The sequence below is a fragment of the Methylolobus aquaticus genome (genome assembly GCF_054172105.1).
In genome coordinates, this window is record NZ_JBSYXP010000008.1 from 48,869 (window position 1) to 64,862 (window position 15,994).

General features: G+C 65.6%; 10 protein-coding genes. 7 read left to right on the top strand and 3 right to left on the bottom strand.

Translation table 11 applies throughout. The annotated features are described in order from the left end of the window. The first annotated feature begins 61 nt into the window (after window positions 1-61). Window positions 62-961 (top strand): transglutaminase family protein, encoded by a 900-nt coding sequence (locus tag ACW73L_RS12215; RefSeq protein WP_498922331.1) that lies wholly within the window; start codon window positions 62-64, stop codon window positions 959-961. Window positions 962-1,018: 57 nt separating this feature from the next. Here the strand turns inward: ACW73L_RS12215 and ACW73L_RS12220 are convergent, their stop codons facing one another. Further along, window positions 1,019-1,555 (bottom strand): hypothetical protein, encoded by a 537-nt coding sequence (locus ACW73L_RS12220; RefSeq protein ID WP_498922333.1) that lies wholly within the window; start codon window positions 1,553-1,555, stop codon window positions 1,019-1,021. A gap of 625 nt (window positions 1,556-2,180) precedes the next feature. Here ACW73L_RS12220 and ACW73L_RS12225 point away from each other — a divergent pair. The 6 genes from ACW73L_RS12225 (at window position 2,181) to ACW73L_RS12250 (ending at window position 11,371) form a co-directional block, all read left to right on the top strand. Further along, complete coding sequence (locus tag ACW73L_RS12225; RefSeq protein ID WP_498922334.1) at window positions 2,181-3,119, top strand: ABC transporter ATP-binding protein; 939 nt, start codon at window positions 2,181-2,183, stop codon at window positions 3,117-3,119. Continuing rightward, complete coding sequence (locus tag ACW73L_RS12230; RefSeq protein WP_498922336.1) at window positions 3,116-3,850, top strand: ABC transporter permease subunit; 735 nt, start codon at window positions 3,116-3,118, stop codon at window positions 3,848-3,850. Before ACW73L_RS12225 ends, ACW73L_RS12230 begins: the two co-directional genes overlap by 4 nt. 14 nt (window positions 3,851-3,864) lie before the next feature. Beyond that, window positions 3,865-5,736, top strand: a complete 1,872-nt coding sequence (locus ACW73L_RS12235) for a GldG family protein (RefSeq protein ID WP_498922338.1) — start codon at window positions 3,865-3,867, stop codon at window positions 5,734-5,736. 12 nt (window positions 5,737-5,748) lie between these two features. Continuing rightward, window positions 5,749-7,002, top strand: coding sequence for a DUF4340 domain-containing protein (locus tag ACW73L_RS12240; RefSeq protein WP_498922339.1), 1,254 nt, complete (start codon window positions 5,749-5,751; stop codon window positions 7,000-7,002). 278 nt (window positions 7,003-7,280) lie between these two features. After that, window positions 7,281-7,943: a Crp/Fnr family transcriptional regulator gene (locus tag ACW73L_RS12245; protein WP_498922341.1), complete on the top strand. Its 663-nt coding sequence runs from the start codon at window positions 7,281-7,283 to the stop codon at window positions 7,941-7,943. 95 nt (window positions 7,944-8,038) lie between these two features. Next, entirely contained in the window at window positions 8,039-11,371 is a 3,333-nt protein-coding gene (locus ACW73L_RS12250) for an AAA family ATPase (protein WP_498922342.1), read from the top strand. 46 nt (window positions 11,372-11,417) lie between these two features. Here ACW73L_RS12250 and ACW73L_RS12255 read toward each other — a convergent pair whose 3' ends face one another. Both ACW73L_RS12255 and ACW73L_RS12260 read right to left on the bottom strand, forming a co-directional pair. Beyond that, complete coding sequence (locus ACW73L_RS12255; protein ID WP_498922344.1) at window positions 11,418-14,777, bottom strand: adenylate/guanylate cyclase domain-containing protein; 3,360 nt, start codon at window positions 14,775-14,777, stop codon at window positions 11,418-11,420. 73 nt (window positions 14,778-14,850) lie between these two features. Continuing rightward, window positions 14,851-15,897: an NAD-dependent epimerase/dehydratase family protein gene (locus ACW73L_RS12260; RefSeq protein WP_498922345.1), complete on the bottom strand. Its 1,047-nt coding sequence runs from the start codon at window positions 15,895-15,897 to the stop codon at window positions 14,851-14,853. Window positions 15,898-15,994: the final 97 nt, after the last annotated feature.

Genomic DNA, 15,994 nt, shown 5'->3' on the forward strand with positions numbered 1-15,994 from the left:
GGCGGGACGGCCGCTTGCCCCATCCGCGACGACGCAATACAACGACCAGGAGTTGCCGATCATGCCCGTCGTTCTGGAAGTCGAGCACATCACGACCTATTCCTACGCCAACCCGGTGACTTTCGGCGAACACCGGGCCGTCTTCCTGCCGCGTGGCAACCACGGCGGGCGGATTCTCAGCTACGAAGTCAAGACCAGCGTGCCGTCCCGCACCCGCTGGATCAGCGACACCCTTTCGAACAATGTCGCGGTCATCGAGTTCAGCGAGCCGGCGAGAGAGGTGATCTTCACGTGCAAGTTCCGCCTGGTGCACTTCGGATTGAAGGGTGTCGAGGCTTTTCCGATAGACGGTCGCGCCGAATCGATTCCGGTGCAATACACGCCGTCCGAGTGGACGGATCTGGTGTTGTACCTGCAGCCTTGCGATGAGGACTTCGACGGCCGCTTGTCCGCCTGGGCCAGGAGCTTCACCTTGGGCGATCGGCGCGATACCCGAGATGTGCTGCAGCGGATGATGGATACCGTCCGCGACACCTTCACCTATGAAGCCCGCGACGAGGAAGGAACCCGGAAGCCGGGCGAGACGCTGGCCAAACAATCGGGTACCTGCCGCGACTATGCCTGGCTGATGATCGAAGCGCTGCGGCGGCTCGGCATCGCCTGCCGTTTCGTAACGGGGTATCTGTACGATTCCGCGCTGGACGGCGGCGTCGATGGCAAGACCGGATCCGGCGCCACCCATGCGTGGCTGGAAGTCTACCTGCCGGGCGCCGGCTGGCTCAGCTACGACCCGACCAACCGGATCACCGGGGGCTTCGACCTGATCCAGGTCGCGATCGCGCGGCGGCCCGAACAGGCGCTGCCGCTGTCCGGCACCTGGTTTGGCGCGACTGAGGATTTTCTCGGCATGAAAGTCGACGTTGCGGTGCGCAAGCTCGGCGTGCTGCCGGATTTCGCCTGAGCGGGCGAAGCGCTTGCCGTTTTTCCGTCTGCCCCGACGCGGCTATCGCCCGAGTGGCTAGCTTGCGTGCGGTGCCCGCTCGCGCGCAGAGGCGGCCGAGGGCGTGCCGAGGAAGATTTCCCGTACGCGGGTCGCACCCAGCACCCGTATCATCTCGACGACGATGCAGTAGATCAGCAGCCACAGCAGCAGGACGATATGGTTGGCCCAGAACTTGGGCCAGACGATCTCCGCCAGCAGATGCTCGGCAGCGACCGAAGCGGAGCGGAACTTGAATAGCAGCGGCACCCATTCCTCGGCCAGTTGGAACATCGAGCCCAGTATTCCGAAAACCAGCGTCTTCCACAGAATGCCGAAGATCATGGGCCTTGACGCGAACAGGTTCAGGAAGGAACACCGGTTGAATACCAGGATCACCTTGGCCAGGATCAGCGCCCCGACGGTCGCCACCGCGGAGCCGGCCGGCGTGACGCCGTAGCTTTCCATCATCAGTCCGCGGGTGAAGGCGGTGACGTGAAAGACGATCAGGAAATAGATCGTCGGGGGCAGTACCGCTTTATATTCCTTTGCCAGGAATGCCAGGGCTTTGCGCATCGCAGGGTCTCGCCAGCGGGGAAGGAGGGGTTTCTATTGGCCTAACGTGAGTCGATTGCGGTCTCGCCGCTGCGGGAATCCCGATGACTGACGGGAAGTTCAGCGGAGTGCCGGCTCGATTATACCGGTCGCAGAAAGCGTGTGGATCGCAGCCTGAAGACCGGATGGCAAGCCAGGCAGGGGTTTTGAGGATGATCGATGGCGGCGCTCCCGCCTTAGGCAATCTCACGCATGTGCGCGTGCCGCCGGTCGTGGCAGGATGGGATTTCGCGTGCAGGCCAGTCGTCGCCCCGCGGCCGGCGGTGATGGCGGGCGGCGCGGCAAGCCATCGCCTATCAGGCTGATCCCTTTACAATTTGCAATCGTTTTTTTTATGCTCTTTGGCCGCGCAGGCCAGCCTGGGACACGGCGGCCGCTGGCGCACGGCTGGGTTGTCTGCAGGCCGTTCACGGCCACCGCTGCAGGTCGCCCGACAGGTAGCGCGTTCGCAATGTTCCATTAGAAACCATTTCAGACTGCACTGACCCGCTCGCCGGAACCCCGGATCGCGGCGGCTCGGCGATGTGCGGTCGCAATACGCTCGGGCGTAGTGCCGATAACCAGGGATTACAAGGGTAGACTGGAGATGATCGAAACCTCACAACTGACCAAACACTACGGCAGCCTGATTGCTGTCGATCACATTTCGTTCAAGGCCCAGCCTGGGCAAGTGCTCGGCTTTCTCGGCCCCAACGGCGCGGGCAAGTCGACCACGATGAAGATGATCGCCGGCTTCCTGGCGCCTTCGTCGGGTTCGGCCCGGGTTTGTGGCTTCGATGTCGAAACACAGCCGCTCGAAGCAAAGCGCGTGCTCGGGTATCTGCCCGAAGGGGCGCCGAGCTACGGCGAGATGACACCGCGCGTGTTTCTCGAGTTCGTGGCCGACCTGCGCGGGCTGACGGGCGATCTGCGCCGCCGCCGTCTCGATGACGTGATCGGCCGCCTGCATCTCGACAAGGTCCTCTCGCAACCCATCGACACGCTGTCGAAAGGTTTCAAGCGGCGGGTGGGTCTGGCACAGGCGATCCTGCACGATCCGCCGGCGCTGATTCTGGACGAACCGACGGACGGGCTGGACCCGAATCAGAAGCACGAGGTGCGTGCCCTGATCAATGCGATGGCCCGCGACAAGATCATCGTGATCTCGACCCACATCCTCGAAGAAGTCCATGCAGTCTGCAATCGGGCGGTCATCATCGCCGCCGGCAAGCTGCTGGCCGACGCGACGCCGGCCGAACTCGAAGCGCGGTCGCGGTACCACGGCGCCGTGTCCCTGACGGCGGCCAATGCCGAGCAGGCACGGGCCGCGCTCACCAGTGTGGCGGACATCGAGTCGATCGAAATCGACCCGCAAGATCAGCGCCTGACCGCTTTCCCGCGCGCCGGCAAGGCGATCTTCGCTGCGGTCAGCGAAGTCGTGAAGGCACAGGGCATTGCCGTCAGCGAACTCCAACTGGAAGCCGGGCGCCTCGACGAGGTGTTCCGCACGATTACCCAGCCGCACGTCAAGGAGGCCCGCGCATGAATCCCGTGTTGACCGTTTTCAAGCGCGAACTGCGCAGTTATTTCGCGACGCCGGTCGCGTACGTGTTCATCGTGATCTTCCTGCTGCTGTCGGGTTCGTTCACGTTCTATCTCGGTGGCTTCTATCAGCGCGGTCAGGCCGATCTCGAGCCGTTTTTCAGTTTTCATCCGTGGCTCTACCTGTTTCTCGTGCCGGCTGTCGCGATGCGCTTGTGGGCCGAGGAACGCAAGACCGGGACGATCGAGCTGCTGCTGACCCTGCCGATCACCATGTGGCAGGCCGTGCTCGGCAAGTTCCTGGCGGCCTGGGCTTTCGTCGGCGTCGCGCTGGCGCTGACCTTTCCGATCTGGATCACCGTGAATTACCTCGGCGATCCCGACAACGGCGTGATCGTGACCAGCTACATCGGCAGCTTTCTGATGGCCGGGGCCTTCCTGGCGATCGGTGCCTGCATCTCGGCGACGACCCGCAATCAGGTCATCGCGTTCATCCTGACCGTCGTCGTCTGCTTCCTGCTGTTGCTGGCAGGTTATCCGCTGGTGCTCGATTTCTTTCGCTCGTTCGCGCCGCAGGCCGTCGTCGATGCGATCTCCGGCCTCAGCTTCCTGACCCATTTCGACGCGATTTCCAAAGGGGTGATCGACTTGCGGGATCTGATTTATTTCGCGCTGACGATCGGCTTCTGGCTTTATGCCAATGCCATCGTCATCGACTTGCGGAAGGCTGACTGAGGAGGGAACCTGCCATGACACTCAATCGTAAAACCCTGACGGGCGGCGCGCTGGCGCTCATCGCCGTGCTGTTCGTCGCCGTCGTGCTGTTGAGCAACCTGTTGTTCCGGGGGGCTCGGCTCGACCTGACCGAGCATAAGCTCTACACCTTGTCGGAAGGGACCCGGAACATCCTCGGGAACCTCGACGAGCCGCTCAACCTGACGCTTTATTTCTCCGACAAGGCCACGGCGGACAGCAACCGGCCGGATATCCGGGCCCTGCGGGTCTATTTCAACCGCGTCCACGAATTGCTCGAGGAAATGGCGGCGCGGGCCGGCGGCAAGCTGCGGCTGACACTGATCGATCCGCTGCCGTACTCGGAGGACGAGGATCGCGCGGCCGCCGCCGGGATACAGGGCCTCCCGCTGGGGCCGTCGGGCGAGAAGGTCTCACTGGGCCTAGTCGGCACCAATGCCACCGACGGGCAGGCGGTCATCGCTTTCTTCGATCCAGGCAAGGAGTCGTTTCTGGAATACGACGTCGCGAAACTGATCCACGATCTCGCGGCACCCAAGAAGCTGGCCGTGGGCCTGGTGTCGGGGCTGCCGCTGGCCGCAGGGTTCGATCCGATGACGCGCTCGATGCGCGAGCCTTGGGGCGTCTATCAGGAGCTGTCGCAGTTGTTCGAAGTGAAGGAACTGGACGGCTCGACCCTGAAGGCGGTCGACAAGGACATCGGGGTCCTGGTGGTCGTGCATCCCAAGCAGCTCAATGACGACGCGCAGTACGCGATCGATCAGTTCGTGTTGCGCGGCGGGCATTTGCTGGCTTTCGTCGACCCGAACGCCGAACTGGACACGACCGGCGCCGATCCGTCGAATCCCCACATGGCCATGCTGGCGGACAAGTCGTCCGATCTGCCGGCCTTGTTCAAGGCCTGGGGAGTCGAGTACACGCCGGACCAGGTCGTGCTGGACCGTACCCGTGCCGTGCCGGTCGGGGTGGCGCCCGGGGCGCCGCCCGTCCGCCATCCGGGAATCATCGGCCTCAAGGCGCCGGATCTGAATCGCGACGACATCGTGACGGCCAACCTGGAGTCGATCAACGTGGCCAGCGCCGGCTATTTCAAACTGGTGCAGGGCAGCGCGCTGAAGCTGGTGCCGTTGTTCGAATCCAGCGCCCAGTCGATGACCGCACCGGCGCAGCGCGTCAAGCTGGTCCGGGATCCGACCGAACTGTGGGAAGGTTTTACGCCCACGGGTGCTCGCTACACGATCGCCGCGCGGTTGCAGGGTACCTTCAAGACCGCCTTTCCGGATCGCCAGGGTGAGGGCCATCTGACCGAGGCCAAGGAGCCGGGGCTGGTGGTGCTGGTGGCCGATACCGACCTGCTCAGCGACCGGATGTGGGTTCGGGTGCAGAACTTCTTCGGGCAGAACATGATGAACGCGTTCGCCAACAACGGCGATTTCTTCGTCAACGCCGTCGACAACCTGACCGGCTCGACCGACCTGATCTCGATCCGGGGCCGTGCGACATCGCAGCGGCCGTTCACGAAGGTCGAGGAGCTCAAGCAGGCGGCCGACGACCGCTTCCGCGACAAGGAGCGGGAGCTGCAGAAGGAACTGACCGACACCGAGCGCAAGCTGGCTGAATTGCAGACCGGCAAGAGCCGCGATGAGGCGCTGGTGCTGAGCCCCGAGCAGAAGGCCGGGCTCGAGCAATTCCTGAAGCGCAAGCTCGAGATTCGCAAGGAGCTGCGTGAAGTCCGCCGGCAGCTCGATAGCGACATCGAGGCCTTGGGCGCCTGGCTGAAGTTCATCAACATCGCGTTGATCCCCATCCTGCTGACTTTCGGTGCGGTGGGTTACGTCTGGTGGAATGCCAGGCAGCGGGCGCATTGAGGAGACTTTGTCATGACGCATATCAACTCCCGAACCGTTGGCCTGCTCGGCGTGGCCGCCGTGCTCGCGATTGTCGCTGCCGTCGCGCTGAATCATGCCCGGCGGCCGGTTGCTGAGCCCGATCGCTCGGCGACCTTCGCCGTGCCGGCACTGCATGGACACATCAACGACGTGACCGGCCTGACGATCACCGGTCCGGAAAACAAGGTGCTGGTCACCCTGACGAAAAGCAGTCAGGGCTGGCGCGTCAAGGAACGTGGCGATTACCCGGCCGATACCGGTAAGCTGCGGGAACTGCTGTTGAAGCTGACCGATGCTGCCTTGTTGGAACCGAAGACCGCGAATCCGCAGCGCTATGCCGAGCTCGGTGTCGACGAGCCAGCGGGTACGGACGCGAAAGGCGTGCTGCTGACGCTGGACGGACTGGGCCAGCCCGTGCGGTTGATCGTCGGCACGACGGCCAGCCGCGGCGGTGCGACCTTCGTGCGCCGGCCCGATGAGCCGCAGAGCTGGCTCGCGAAGGGGGAACTGACGGTTGCGAAGGCCCCGACCGACTGGCTCGAAACGGCCATGGTGGATCTGCCTGCGGCCCGCATCCGGCAGGTCTCGCTGCGTCGGCCCGACGGCAAGACGGTCCGGATCGAGAAGGCGCAGGAAAGCGATACGACCTTCCGGCTCCTCGATGTCCCGAAGGGGCGGGAGGTGGCGGAAGGAGCGCCGGCGCGTCTGGCCTCCATTCCGGGAGGTTTGATGCTGGCCGATGTCATGCCCCAGCGCGATGCGGAGGTCCCGGGGAACGGCCAGGTCACGACGGCGGTCTTCACGACTTTCGACGGACTGGTGTTGCAACTCGATGCCTGGAAAAAGGACGGCAGGCCGCTGGCCCGACTGACCACGCAAGTGGATGCCGCGCTGGCCGATGCCCGGATCGCTGCCGATCAGGCCAAGGCCAAGGCCGAGCATGAAGCACCGCAGAAGGCAGCCGATGCCAAGACAGGCAACAAGCCGGCAGGCGATGCGCTGTCGCAGGCGGTGGGTGCTCCGGCAAGCCCGCCGCTGGCCGTCAGCGATCCGGCGGCAGACCGGCGCCAGCGCCTCGACAAGCTGAATGCCGAGGCAGCGGAGCTGTCCGCGCGGTTCGCCGGCTGGACCTTCGTGCTGCCGGATTTCAAGTACGCCGAACTCGACAAAACGGTCGACAGTCTCTTGAAGCCATCCGCTGCGGCCGCGCCGAGCGCCGGCAAGAAGCCGGCGGCGCGCAAGTAGTTCTCTTGCGATCTGCTTAGGGGTGTGCCGCCGCTGCCGCGCAAGGTGGCAGCCACGGCTTCCCCCTGACCGAGGCCGGTGAGGCAACATTCACCGGCGCGCCCGCGAAGTGCTTCCCTTACGCGGTCGGGGCGAAGCCCCGTTGCGACTCCCGTGTATCGCGTGGTTGGTGCCCCGCGATCCTCCTCATCTCGCAAGCTCGCTCCGGGTGGAAACATTGCGGCGTTTATGCCAGCATTCCGCTCGCGGCGAAGCGGGGTGTAGTGTTGGGGGCGGCCTTGGAAGACATTATCTCGGGACTCAGGCAGGTCCCGTATTTTTGCGACGTTTCGGAGGAGACCTTGCAGGCCCTGGCCTCCAAGGCTCATGTGCGGACATTTCCAAAGAATGCGGTGGTGATCACCGAGGGTGATCAGGCCGGTCCGCTCTACGTGATCTTAAGCGGCAAGGCGCGGGTGTTTCTGTCCAGCGCGGCAGGCAAGGAGATCACCTTGTCGATACAGACACCGGGATCCTACTTCGGCGAGCTGTCGCTGCTCGATGACGATCCCCGTTCGACCTCGGTCATGACGCTCGAAAAGACCGTCTGCGGGCTGATTGCGAAAGATGACTTCAAGAGCTGGCTGGCAGCCCGTCCGGACGCGGCTGCGTCGGTCATCAAGGGGCTGACCCGGCGAGTCCGGGCCCTGACCGAAAGCACGCGCAGCCTGGCCCTGTTCGACGTGTACGGCCGCCTGTCCCGACTGTTGTACGAATTGGCCGAGGATGTCGACGGCTGCCCGACGGTTGTCGAACGGCCCAGTCATCAGGACATCGCCAGCCGGATCGGTTCTTCGCGCGAGATGGTCAGCAAGATCATGAAGGATCTGGTAAGCGGCGGTTACGTCGCGAACGCCGGCAAGGCGTTGCTGATCCAGCGCAAGCTGCCGGCCTTCTGGTAGTCGTCATGCCGCCGCGTCTTGCGGTGTCCACTGCGGTTCGGCGAATCCGCTGACCACGCAATGCTTGCTGTGCATCTGACCTACGGAGACCGAAAGTGAAGTGTTCGCACTGCGGAACGGAGTCCCACCCGGGACAGCGCTTCTGCACCGGATGCGGCCGGGAATTGGCGGCGGGGGCGCCCGGCGTTTGCGGCCGCTGCGGGTTCGCCAACGAGATCACGGCGAACTTCTGCGGTGGCTGCGGCCTGGTCCTGAAGACGCCTCCGACGCGTGCCGCCGGGGCTCCGGAACCCCGGCGCCTGCTTTCCGAAGTGGATCAGCGCAAGCGGCAGATCACGGCGATGTTCTGTGATCTGGTGGATTCCAGCGGTCTGGCGACGGCCCTGGACCCTGAGGACTATCGGTCGGTTCTCGCCGCATATCAGCAGGCGTGCGCGACGGCAATCACCGAGTATGACGGTTACGTTGCGCAATACCTGGGCGACGGGGTGCTGGCTTATTTCGGCTATCCGCAGGTCAGTGAGGACGATGCCCAGCGCGCGGTCTGCGCCGCCATACGCACGATCGCCGCGGTCAGCGACGTGCATCCGGGCCATGGCCTGTTGCTGCGGGTACGGGTGGGGTTGGCGACCGGCGTCGTGATCGTCGGCCGAGGCGGTGGTATGGGCGATCGGGTGGTCGTGGGCGAGGCGCCTCAGCTGGCAGCGCGCCTGCAGACGCTCAGCGGACCCAACGGCATTGCGATCGATGCGGCCACCCGGGCCTTGTTGGGCCCTGAGTTCGTCAGCGAAAGCCTCGGTTTGCAGGGTGTCAAGGGGTTTTCGCAACCGGTCGAAGCGTGGCGGCTCGCGGACGATCAAGGGGTTCCGGAGCACCTTCGGCGGGCTCCGCCCAGTCTGGCAATTCCTCTGGTGGGGCGGTCGCAACAGCGCGCCGTGCTGACCCGTTGTGCAGCGCGCCTGCACGACGGATCGGGACAGATCGTGTTGATCCGGGGCGAGGCCGGGGTCGGAAAGTCACGGCTCGCCAAGGAAGCCCTGCAGTGGCTGGGCGGCCGGTATAACACGTTTGCGATCGAACTCTGTTGTTCTCCCGCACACACTGACAGTGCCTACCATCCACTGATCCAGTGTCTGAATCAGCTGTTTTTCGCGGGCCGCCGTCCTCCGGAAGCGCTGGACGCCTGGTCCGGCATCTGCCGCTTGCTGGCAGAGCTGGCCCTGGAAGACCTGGCGGAGGTGCCGCCGCTGTTCGCGCAATTGCTGTCCGTGCCGCTGCCGTCCGAAGCAGGCCAGGCGACCCGGGCTCCGCATGTTCCGGAGCGGCAGCAGCGCCTGATTCAGCAGTCGCTGTTGTCGTTGATGCTGCGGCGAGCCGGCGGCAAGCCATTGTTGCTGGTGATCGAGGACCTGCAGTGGGCCGACCCCTCGACGCTGGATTTCGTCGCGTTTGTCGCGACCCAGGCCGCCTCGCTGCCGGTGTTGGGGCTGATCACGGCACCCGCCGACTTCAACCCCGCCTGGTTCCTGCAGCGCAACGTCACCCTGATCGCTCTGGAGCGCCTCGACACGGCGGATGCGACCGCGATGGCGGCTGCGGTGGCCGCACCGGCGACGCTGGATCCCGCGACCATCGCCAGGGTGTTGGCGCGCAGCGGCGGCTTGCCGTTGTATATCGAGGAATTCACCAAGGCGCTCGTTGCCGCCAGTGCACGGCGCGACATGACCGCTGACGACCGGATCCCGGAGCCAGGATCGCTGCGGGACGCGGTGCGCAGCCGGCTGGGCAGTGGTGCGGCGGTGGCGCGACTGGCCGCGGTGCTCGGCTACGAATTCCGGCTGCCAGTGTTGGCCGCGGCCTGGTCCGGCGCTCCGGACGCGCTGGCACCCGGACTGACCGATCTGCTGCAGGCCGGTTTCGTGGAGACCCGGGGCCCGTCGTCGGCGGGTCGCTATGTGTTCAAGCATGCCTTGATTCGCGACGCCGTGTACGGACTGTTGTCACCCACGGAGCGGGTGGCGGAGCACGCCCGTATCGCGGGCATACTCGAACGCGATTTCCCCGAGCTGGCTGCCTCAGAGCCCGAGACACTGGCCCAGCACTTTGCCGGGGGCGACATGGCGATGCGCGCGGTGGGGTGTCTCGAGTGGGCCGGGCGACGCGCGGTCGAACTGGGCGGGCACGCGGAAGCCGGCGTCCATTTCTCCCATGCACTGCGCTTGCTCGCGACGCTCCCCGAAAGTGCGGAACGTCAACGTCTGGAGCTGGATCTGCTGGTGCAGGCCGGGGTCAGCCTGTCCATGCGTTCCGGGTACGCCGCGGCGGAGGTCGAGGCCACCTACGATAGGGCGCGTGAACTTTGCCGCTTGCGCGGCGACAGCGCGGAGTTGTATCCGGTGTTGAGGGGGCTCAGCGCGTTCTATCTGGTGCGGTCCAAGCTGCAGACCGCACGTGAACTGGCCGAGGAGTGCGTGCGCCTGGGCAAGGAACTGCAGCGCGTCGATTATCTGATCGGGAGTTACGACGTGCTCGGTTATGCGCTGGTGTTCGCCGGCGAACTGGGCGCGGCGCGTTCGGCGCTGCTCGCGGGTTTCGATCTGTTCCTGACCCACGACGACGGGCAGTTCACATATCCGACGCCCCAGCATCCGGCGATTGCCTACGGTTGCCTGCTGGCCGTGATCAGCTGGATGGCCGGGGACGATAACGGGGCCACGCGCTACATGCGGGAAACCTTGGAGCGCGCCGAATGCTCCGGACGCCCTTTCGACCAGGCCTACACGCACGGTTTTGCCGCGCTGCTCGAGACGCTGCGGCGCAACCTCGCGGCGGCAGTCGATCAGGCGAATCGGGTGATCGAATTGTCGCAGCAGCATGGGTTCGCCGTCTGGTTGCAGGCTGGCACCCTCTATCTGGCCGTGGCCGAAGGCCTGCGCGGCGGCGGGAGCGAAGCCATCAACCTGCTGATCACCGGACTGCAGGGCTGGCGGGCGTCAGGCGGCGAAATCAATCGCTCGTTCTTCCTCGGCCATCTGGCCGAGATCTACCGCAACAACGGAATGCTGGGTCCTGCCTTCGATACGATCGAGGAAGCGGTCGAACATGCGCGGCACCACAACGAGCACCTGTACGACGCGCTGCTGTTCCAGCTTCGCGGCGAATTGCGGGCGCTCAGTGAGCCCGGAGACGATGAGGCGGCGCAGGCTGACCTGATGCGGGCCATCGAGATTGCCCAGGGCCAGGGAGCCGTGATGTTCGAACTCCGGGCTGCGACCAGCCTGCACAAGCTGTGCATTGCCCGCGGCTGCCCCGAGGTGTCGCGGGCGGCGCTGGAATCGATCTGCGAAGCCGTCGGGCACGGCAGTTCGGGCGACATGCTGGCCGACCTGCACGACGCGCGCGCGCAACTCGGCAAGACGATCTTCTAGGCGATCGCGTGCGCCTCGGGCATCCCCCGCCTGGAGCCGTCGCCGTTCATGCGGACGTCGCGATGCTCTCCTCGGTCAATGCCTTTGCCGCCAGCACGTCGACTTCTTCGGCAAAGCCGCCCGCGGTCAATCCCTCGCACAGCGCCGTCAATGCCGCGCGGTCCTCGGCCGGGCGCCCGGCCTGGTGGTCCAACCGATACAACGAGATCAGGGCCCGCAGATGGAAGAAGCGCGCGCCCTGCTGCTCGGCAAAGTCCCGGGCGCGTTCCAAATCGGCCCGCGCGGCAGGTGATCCAGGGCCCTCCTTGTGCGCGCGCAGTTCACCGCGCAGTCGCAGGATTTCCGCGAGAAAGAAATGCTCGTGGAAGTCTTCGGCGTGTTCGCGAGCCTGTTCGATCATGCTCAGCGCGTCGTCGTGGCGGCCGGCATCCCGGTAACTCTCCGCAAGTCCCGCCAGGAAGTACGCCCGATGCAGGCCGGCGCCCTTCTCGTGCCACGCATCGAGCGACTTTTCCAAAAGGCGGATGGCCTCCTCACTTTTCCCGAGACCGTTCAGCGCCATGGCTTGGTGGAACCGCGCGGCCTCCTCCCATAGCGTGAAGCCATAGCGGTGCGCCAGTTCCAGCGTCAAGGTCGCATAGCGGGCACCGTCGACGTACCGCCGCCGCATGATCTGCAACTCGGCCGTGTAGCAGCAGGCGTAGGTGCGATCGAAGGGGCGGTCGAGCCGTTCAGCAGTCGCAATCGGGTCCATGCGCCCATTGCGCGACAAGGCGCGGTTGCCGGTCAGCCAGGCCAGATGCACCAGCAGCGCCTGACCGGCGACCAATGGATGGTGCTGCGTGGCATAGTGATCGACCTTGTCGTGCTCGCTGCAAATGCGCACGCATTCCTGCAGCCGCTCCACGCTTGCCGGGAAGTCACCACGGTACATCAACGCGTACCCCAGGGCGGAGAAGGTTTCCGCGAGGCAGTCGGTCCGTCGTTGCTCCGTGCCGAGGCGCAGACAGTCCTCGGCCAGACCGATGGCCGTGTCGATTTCGCCACGGACCAGATAAAAGCTCCACAAGCCCAGTAGTACAGGAAACTGCTCGATCGCATCGCCGAGTTGCCCGCACAGGTCCCGTGCGCGCTGAAAGGCTGCACCAGCCTCCGGCGCGGTATAAACGAAGGTCGACAGGCTCATTCCCAGCTGCAGTTGCAGGCTCAGTTCGAGTGCATCGCGGTTCATCTCCTGCGGCAGTCGCGCCAACAGGCCCAGCGCGGTCGAGAAATGCTGGCCTGCCTCGTAGGGCGCGGCCAGCGCGTTCGCGCGCTGCCCGGCCTTCTCCCACCAGGTGATGGCCTTGAAGGTCGCTTTCGCCGCACTGTAGTGGTGGGCGAGCAGCTCCGGCTGCGCGTTGGCGATTTCCGGGAACCGGTTTTCCAGCGTCTCGGCGATCCGTCCGTGATACTTCAGCCGGGTGCTGCGCAGCAGCGACTCGTAGGCGGCGTCCTGCAGCAGCGCGTGCCGGAAGATGTAGCTTTCCTGCGCGGGCTCGGGATGGGCGTTGACGACTTCTTCGTCGATCATGCGCTTGAGACCGGTCCAGAATGCGTCGGAACTGCCGGTCCAGACCGCTTCCAGCACCGGCGCGCTGAACTCCCGTCCGAGCATCGCGGCCAGTTGCGCCAGAAACTTGGCGTCGCCCAGACGGTCGAGGCGGGCCAGCAGCAGCTCGTGCAGCGTGGTCGGGATCGGGTTGGCTCCGCTGCGCGCAGCGGCTCCATCGGCGCGCGTATCGGACATCGCGCGCGCGTACTCCTGGACATAAAGCGGTATGCCGTCCGTTTTCTCGACCACGGCGGCGACGATGTCCGGTGCCAGATCGGCGCTGCCGATACTCTCTCGGGCCAGGGCCTGAGCGTCCTGGCCGGCGAGTCGGCCCAGGGGAATGACGGTCACGTGAGGCCTGAAGGTCCACGGCGGGGTGAAGTCGGGGCGCGTCGTGAACAGGGCCAGCAGCGAATCCGAGCCGCCGCGTTCGACGATGAAGTTGACGAACTCCAGCGTGGAGGGATCCGCCCAGTGCAGGTCCTCCAACAACAGCAGCAGCGGCTGGCGGCGCGCCAACTGCGCCACCAGGGCAAACAGGTACTGCATGGTCAGCCGCCGCTGGCGCTCGGGTGTCATCAACGGGGCGGTGAGATGCGCGGGGACGGGTATGGACAACAGGCTCGCGAACAGCGGCAGCGCTTCCTCGGCGGGCGTCACTTCATGGTTGTCCAGAAAGGCCGTCAGCCGCGCCCAGGCGGCGGCGGTGTCCGCCGGCCGCGCGCCGCCGAACACCAGGTGCTCCAGCGTGTTGATCATGGGAAACAACGCGCTCTTCGTGTGCAGCGGCGAACATTGGATCTCGAGCAACTGGGCGGACCATTCCGTCCGCATCCGGTCAACCAGATCGCGCGCCAGCCGAGACTTGCCGATGCCGGGTTCGCCGCCGATCAGCACCACCTGCCCGGCGCCGGCCATGACCCGGTTGCAACGTTCCATCAATAGGGCCCGTTCGTGCGTCCGGTCTATCATGCGGGTCATGAACGACGCGCGCACCGCCTTGAAGCGGCTGTCGACCGCGCGTTGCGACACGACCTGCCACACCTGGGCCGGTTGCTCGAATCCCTTGAAGGCATGCTGGCCGGCATCGGCGTATTCGAATTGCTCCCCCAGCAGGCTACGTGTCAGGGACCCGATGTAGACCGAGCCGGGTTGGGCGACACTGGCGATGCGGGCCGCGAGGTTCGGCGTTTCGCCGACGACGCCGACTTCCCAGCTCTCACCCTTGGCGATGCGATCGCCGACTACGACCAGGCCCGTCGCTATCCCGACCTGGGGTCGCCATTGCAGGCTGATGGCAGCCGGCAACGCGGACACGGCTTCGATGATCTTGAGTCCGGCACAGACGGCCCGCTCCGCGTCGTTTTCGTGTGCCTTCGGATAGCCGAAATACACCATGACCTCATCGCCCACGAACTGGGCGACGAACCCGTCGAACTCGGCGGTGACCCGGGCACAGGTGCGTTCGTAGTCGCGCAGCAGGTTGCGCAACACTTCCGGGTCCAGGCTGTCGGCCGAGGTTCCGCACTTGACCAGCTCGCAGAACATCACCGTCAGCTGCCGTCGCTCGACCTGGGATTCATCGTGGAACGTCGTACCGCCGTCGCCGGACTTGGTCAGCGTGGCCGCTGCCAAGTTCGGTGAGTCGGCTCCCGCTCCGACTGCCAGGGGCTGTCCGCAGCCGCCGCAAAACCGGGCCTCCGGCAGGTTGAGGAAGCCGCAGGCGGCGCAGAAATTGTGCAACGCGGTGCCGCACGCACTGCAGAACCGGTGACCCGGGCGGACTTCAGTGGAACACTTCGGGCAATGCATGCTGGACTACCATCGACTTGACTGACTGTGACCCGCCCGGCCCGATCGCAAGCCGGCACCGCGGTGCGCTGGCTCAGGCCGAGGGCGTGGGCGCGGCCCCGGAGTCGAGGGTGCGCGCGGGTTCCAGATAACCCGCGGAAGCATACCAGTTGATGGCGTCGCGTAAAGTCTCGCTGAGTGGCCGCGGCACGATCCCGAGCTGCTTCTGCGTCGTTCCCGGTGTCATTGGATAGCTGTAGCGAGCCAGCAGAGACGGGAGCGACGGTACCGGCGAGTTCAGTCCCAGTGCGCCCCAGCCCGCTTCGCCCCAAAGCGCCAGGCCCGCCGCGCATCGGGTCGAGCCGTACAGTGGCGGCGGGCGGACGCCGGCCAGCGCGCAGGCTTCCCGGGTCAGCTCGCATAGCCGCAGGTTATGACCGCACAGCGGCTGGCGGGCGCCGAAGCGCCCGTTCAGCACGGCGCGGACCAGCCCGGTCGCGACCTCCCGGACATCGATCACGTTGATCACGCGGGTACTCGCGAACGGCAGCCGGCCGTTGAGGATTAGCGGCAGGAAGCAGAGGTCCGGATCCTTCCCGTCCCATGGGCCGAGCACGGCGGTGGGACTGATCACGAGCCCCTGCAGGCCGCGACGGGCGGCCCCCAGCACCGAGGCATCGATCGCCTGCTTGACCTCGAAATAGGGATGCAGCCGATCGAGCAGTCCGGCTTCGATACGTTCCGCTAGCCGTCCCGGGCGCGGCAGTGTCGTGAAGGAGCCGACTACGGCCAGCCGGCTGCGGGCCCGGCGCGCGGCCGCGATCAACGCCTCGGTCCGGCAGGCCGCGTAGTCGAAAGGGTTCATGCCGCAGGGGCGGTCCCGGTCGAAGATACGCAAGGGATAGGGGGCCGCGGCGTCGACGACGAGATCATGGCCGTGAACCAGATCGCCGGCCTTGTGGGGGATCTCGCCGCGGACCCTGACGAAGTCGATGTCCAGCCCCTGGAGGTTCGGTGTCCGCTCCGCACGCCGGGAGGTCACGGTGACCCTCGCGCCGCATGCCAACAGTTCGCGCACGACGGCATTGCCGATGTGGCCCGTGCCGCCCAGCACGAGAGCCCGCGCGACGCCCTGGCTCATGCCGGTGGCCGGAACGACGTCACTCGCTGGCGCATCAGGACGACGGAAAATGCGGGGTGGGGCGGCGATGGGCGTGGTTCCCTCCCGGGCGGCGTTC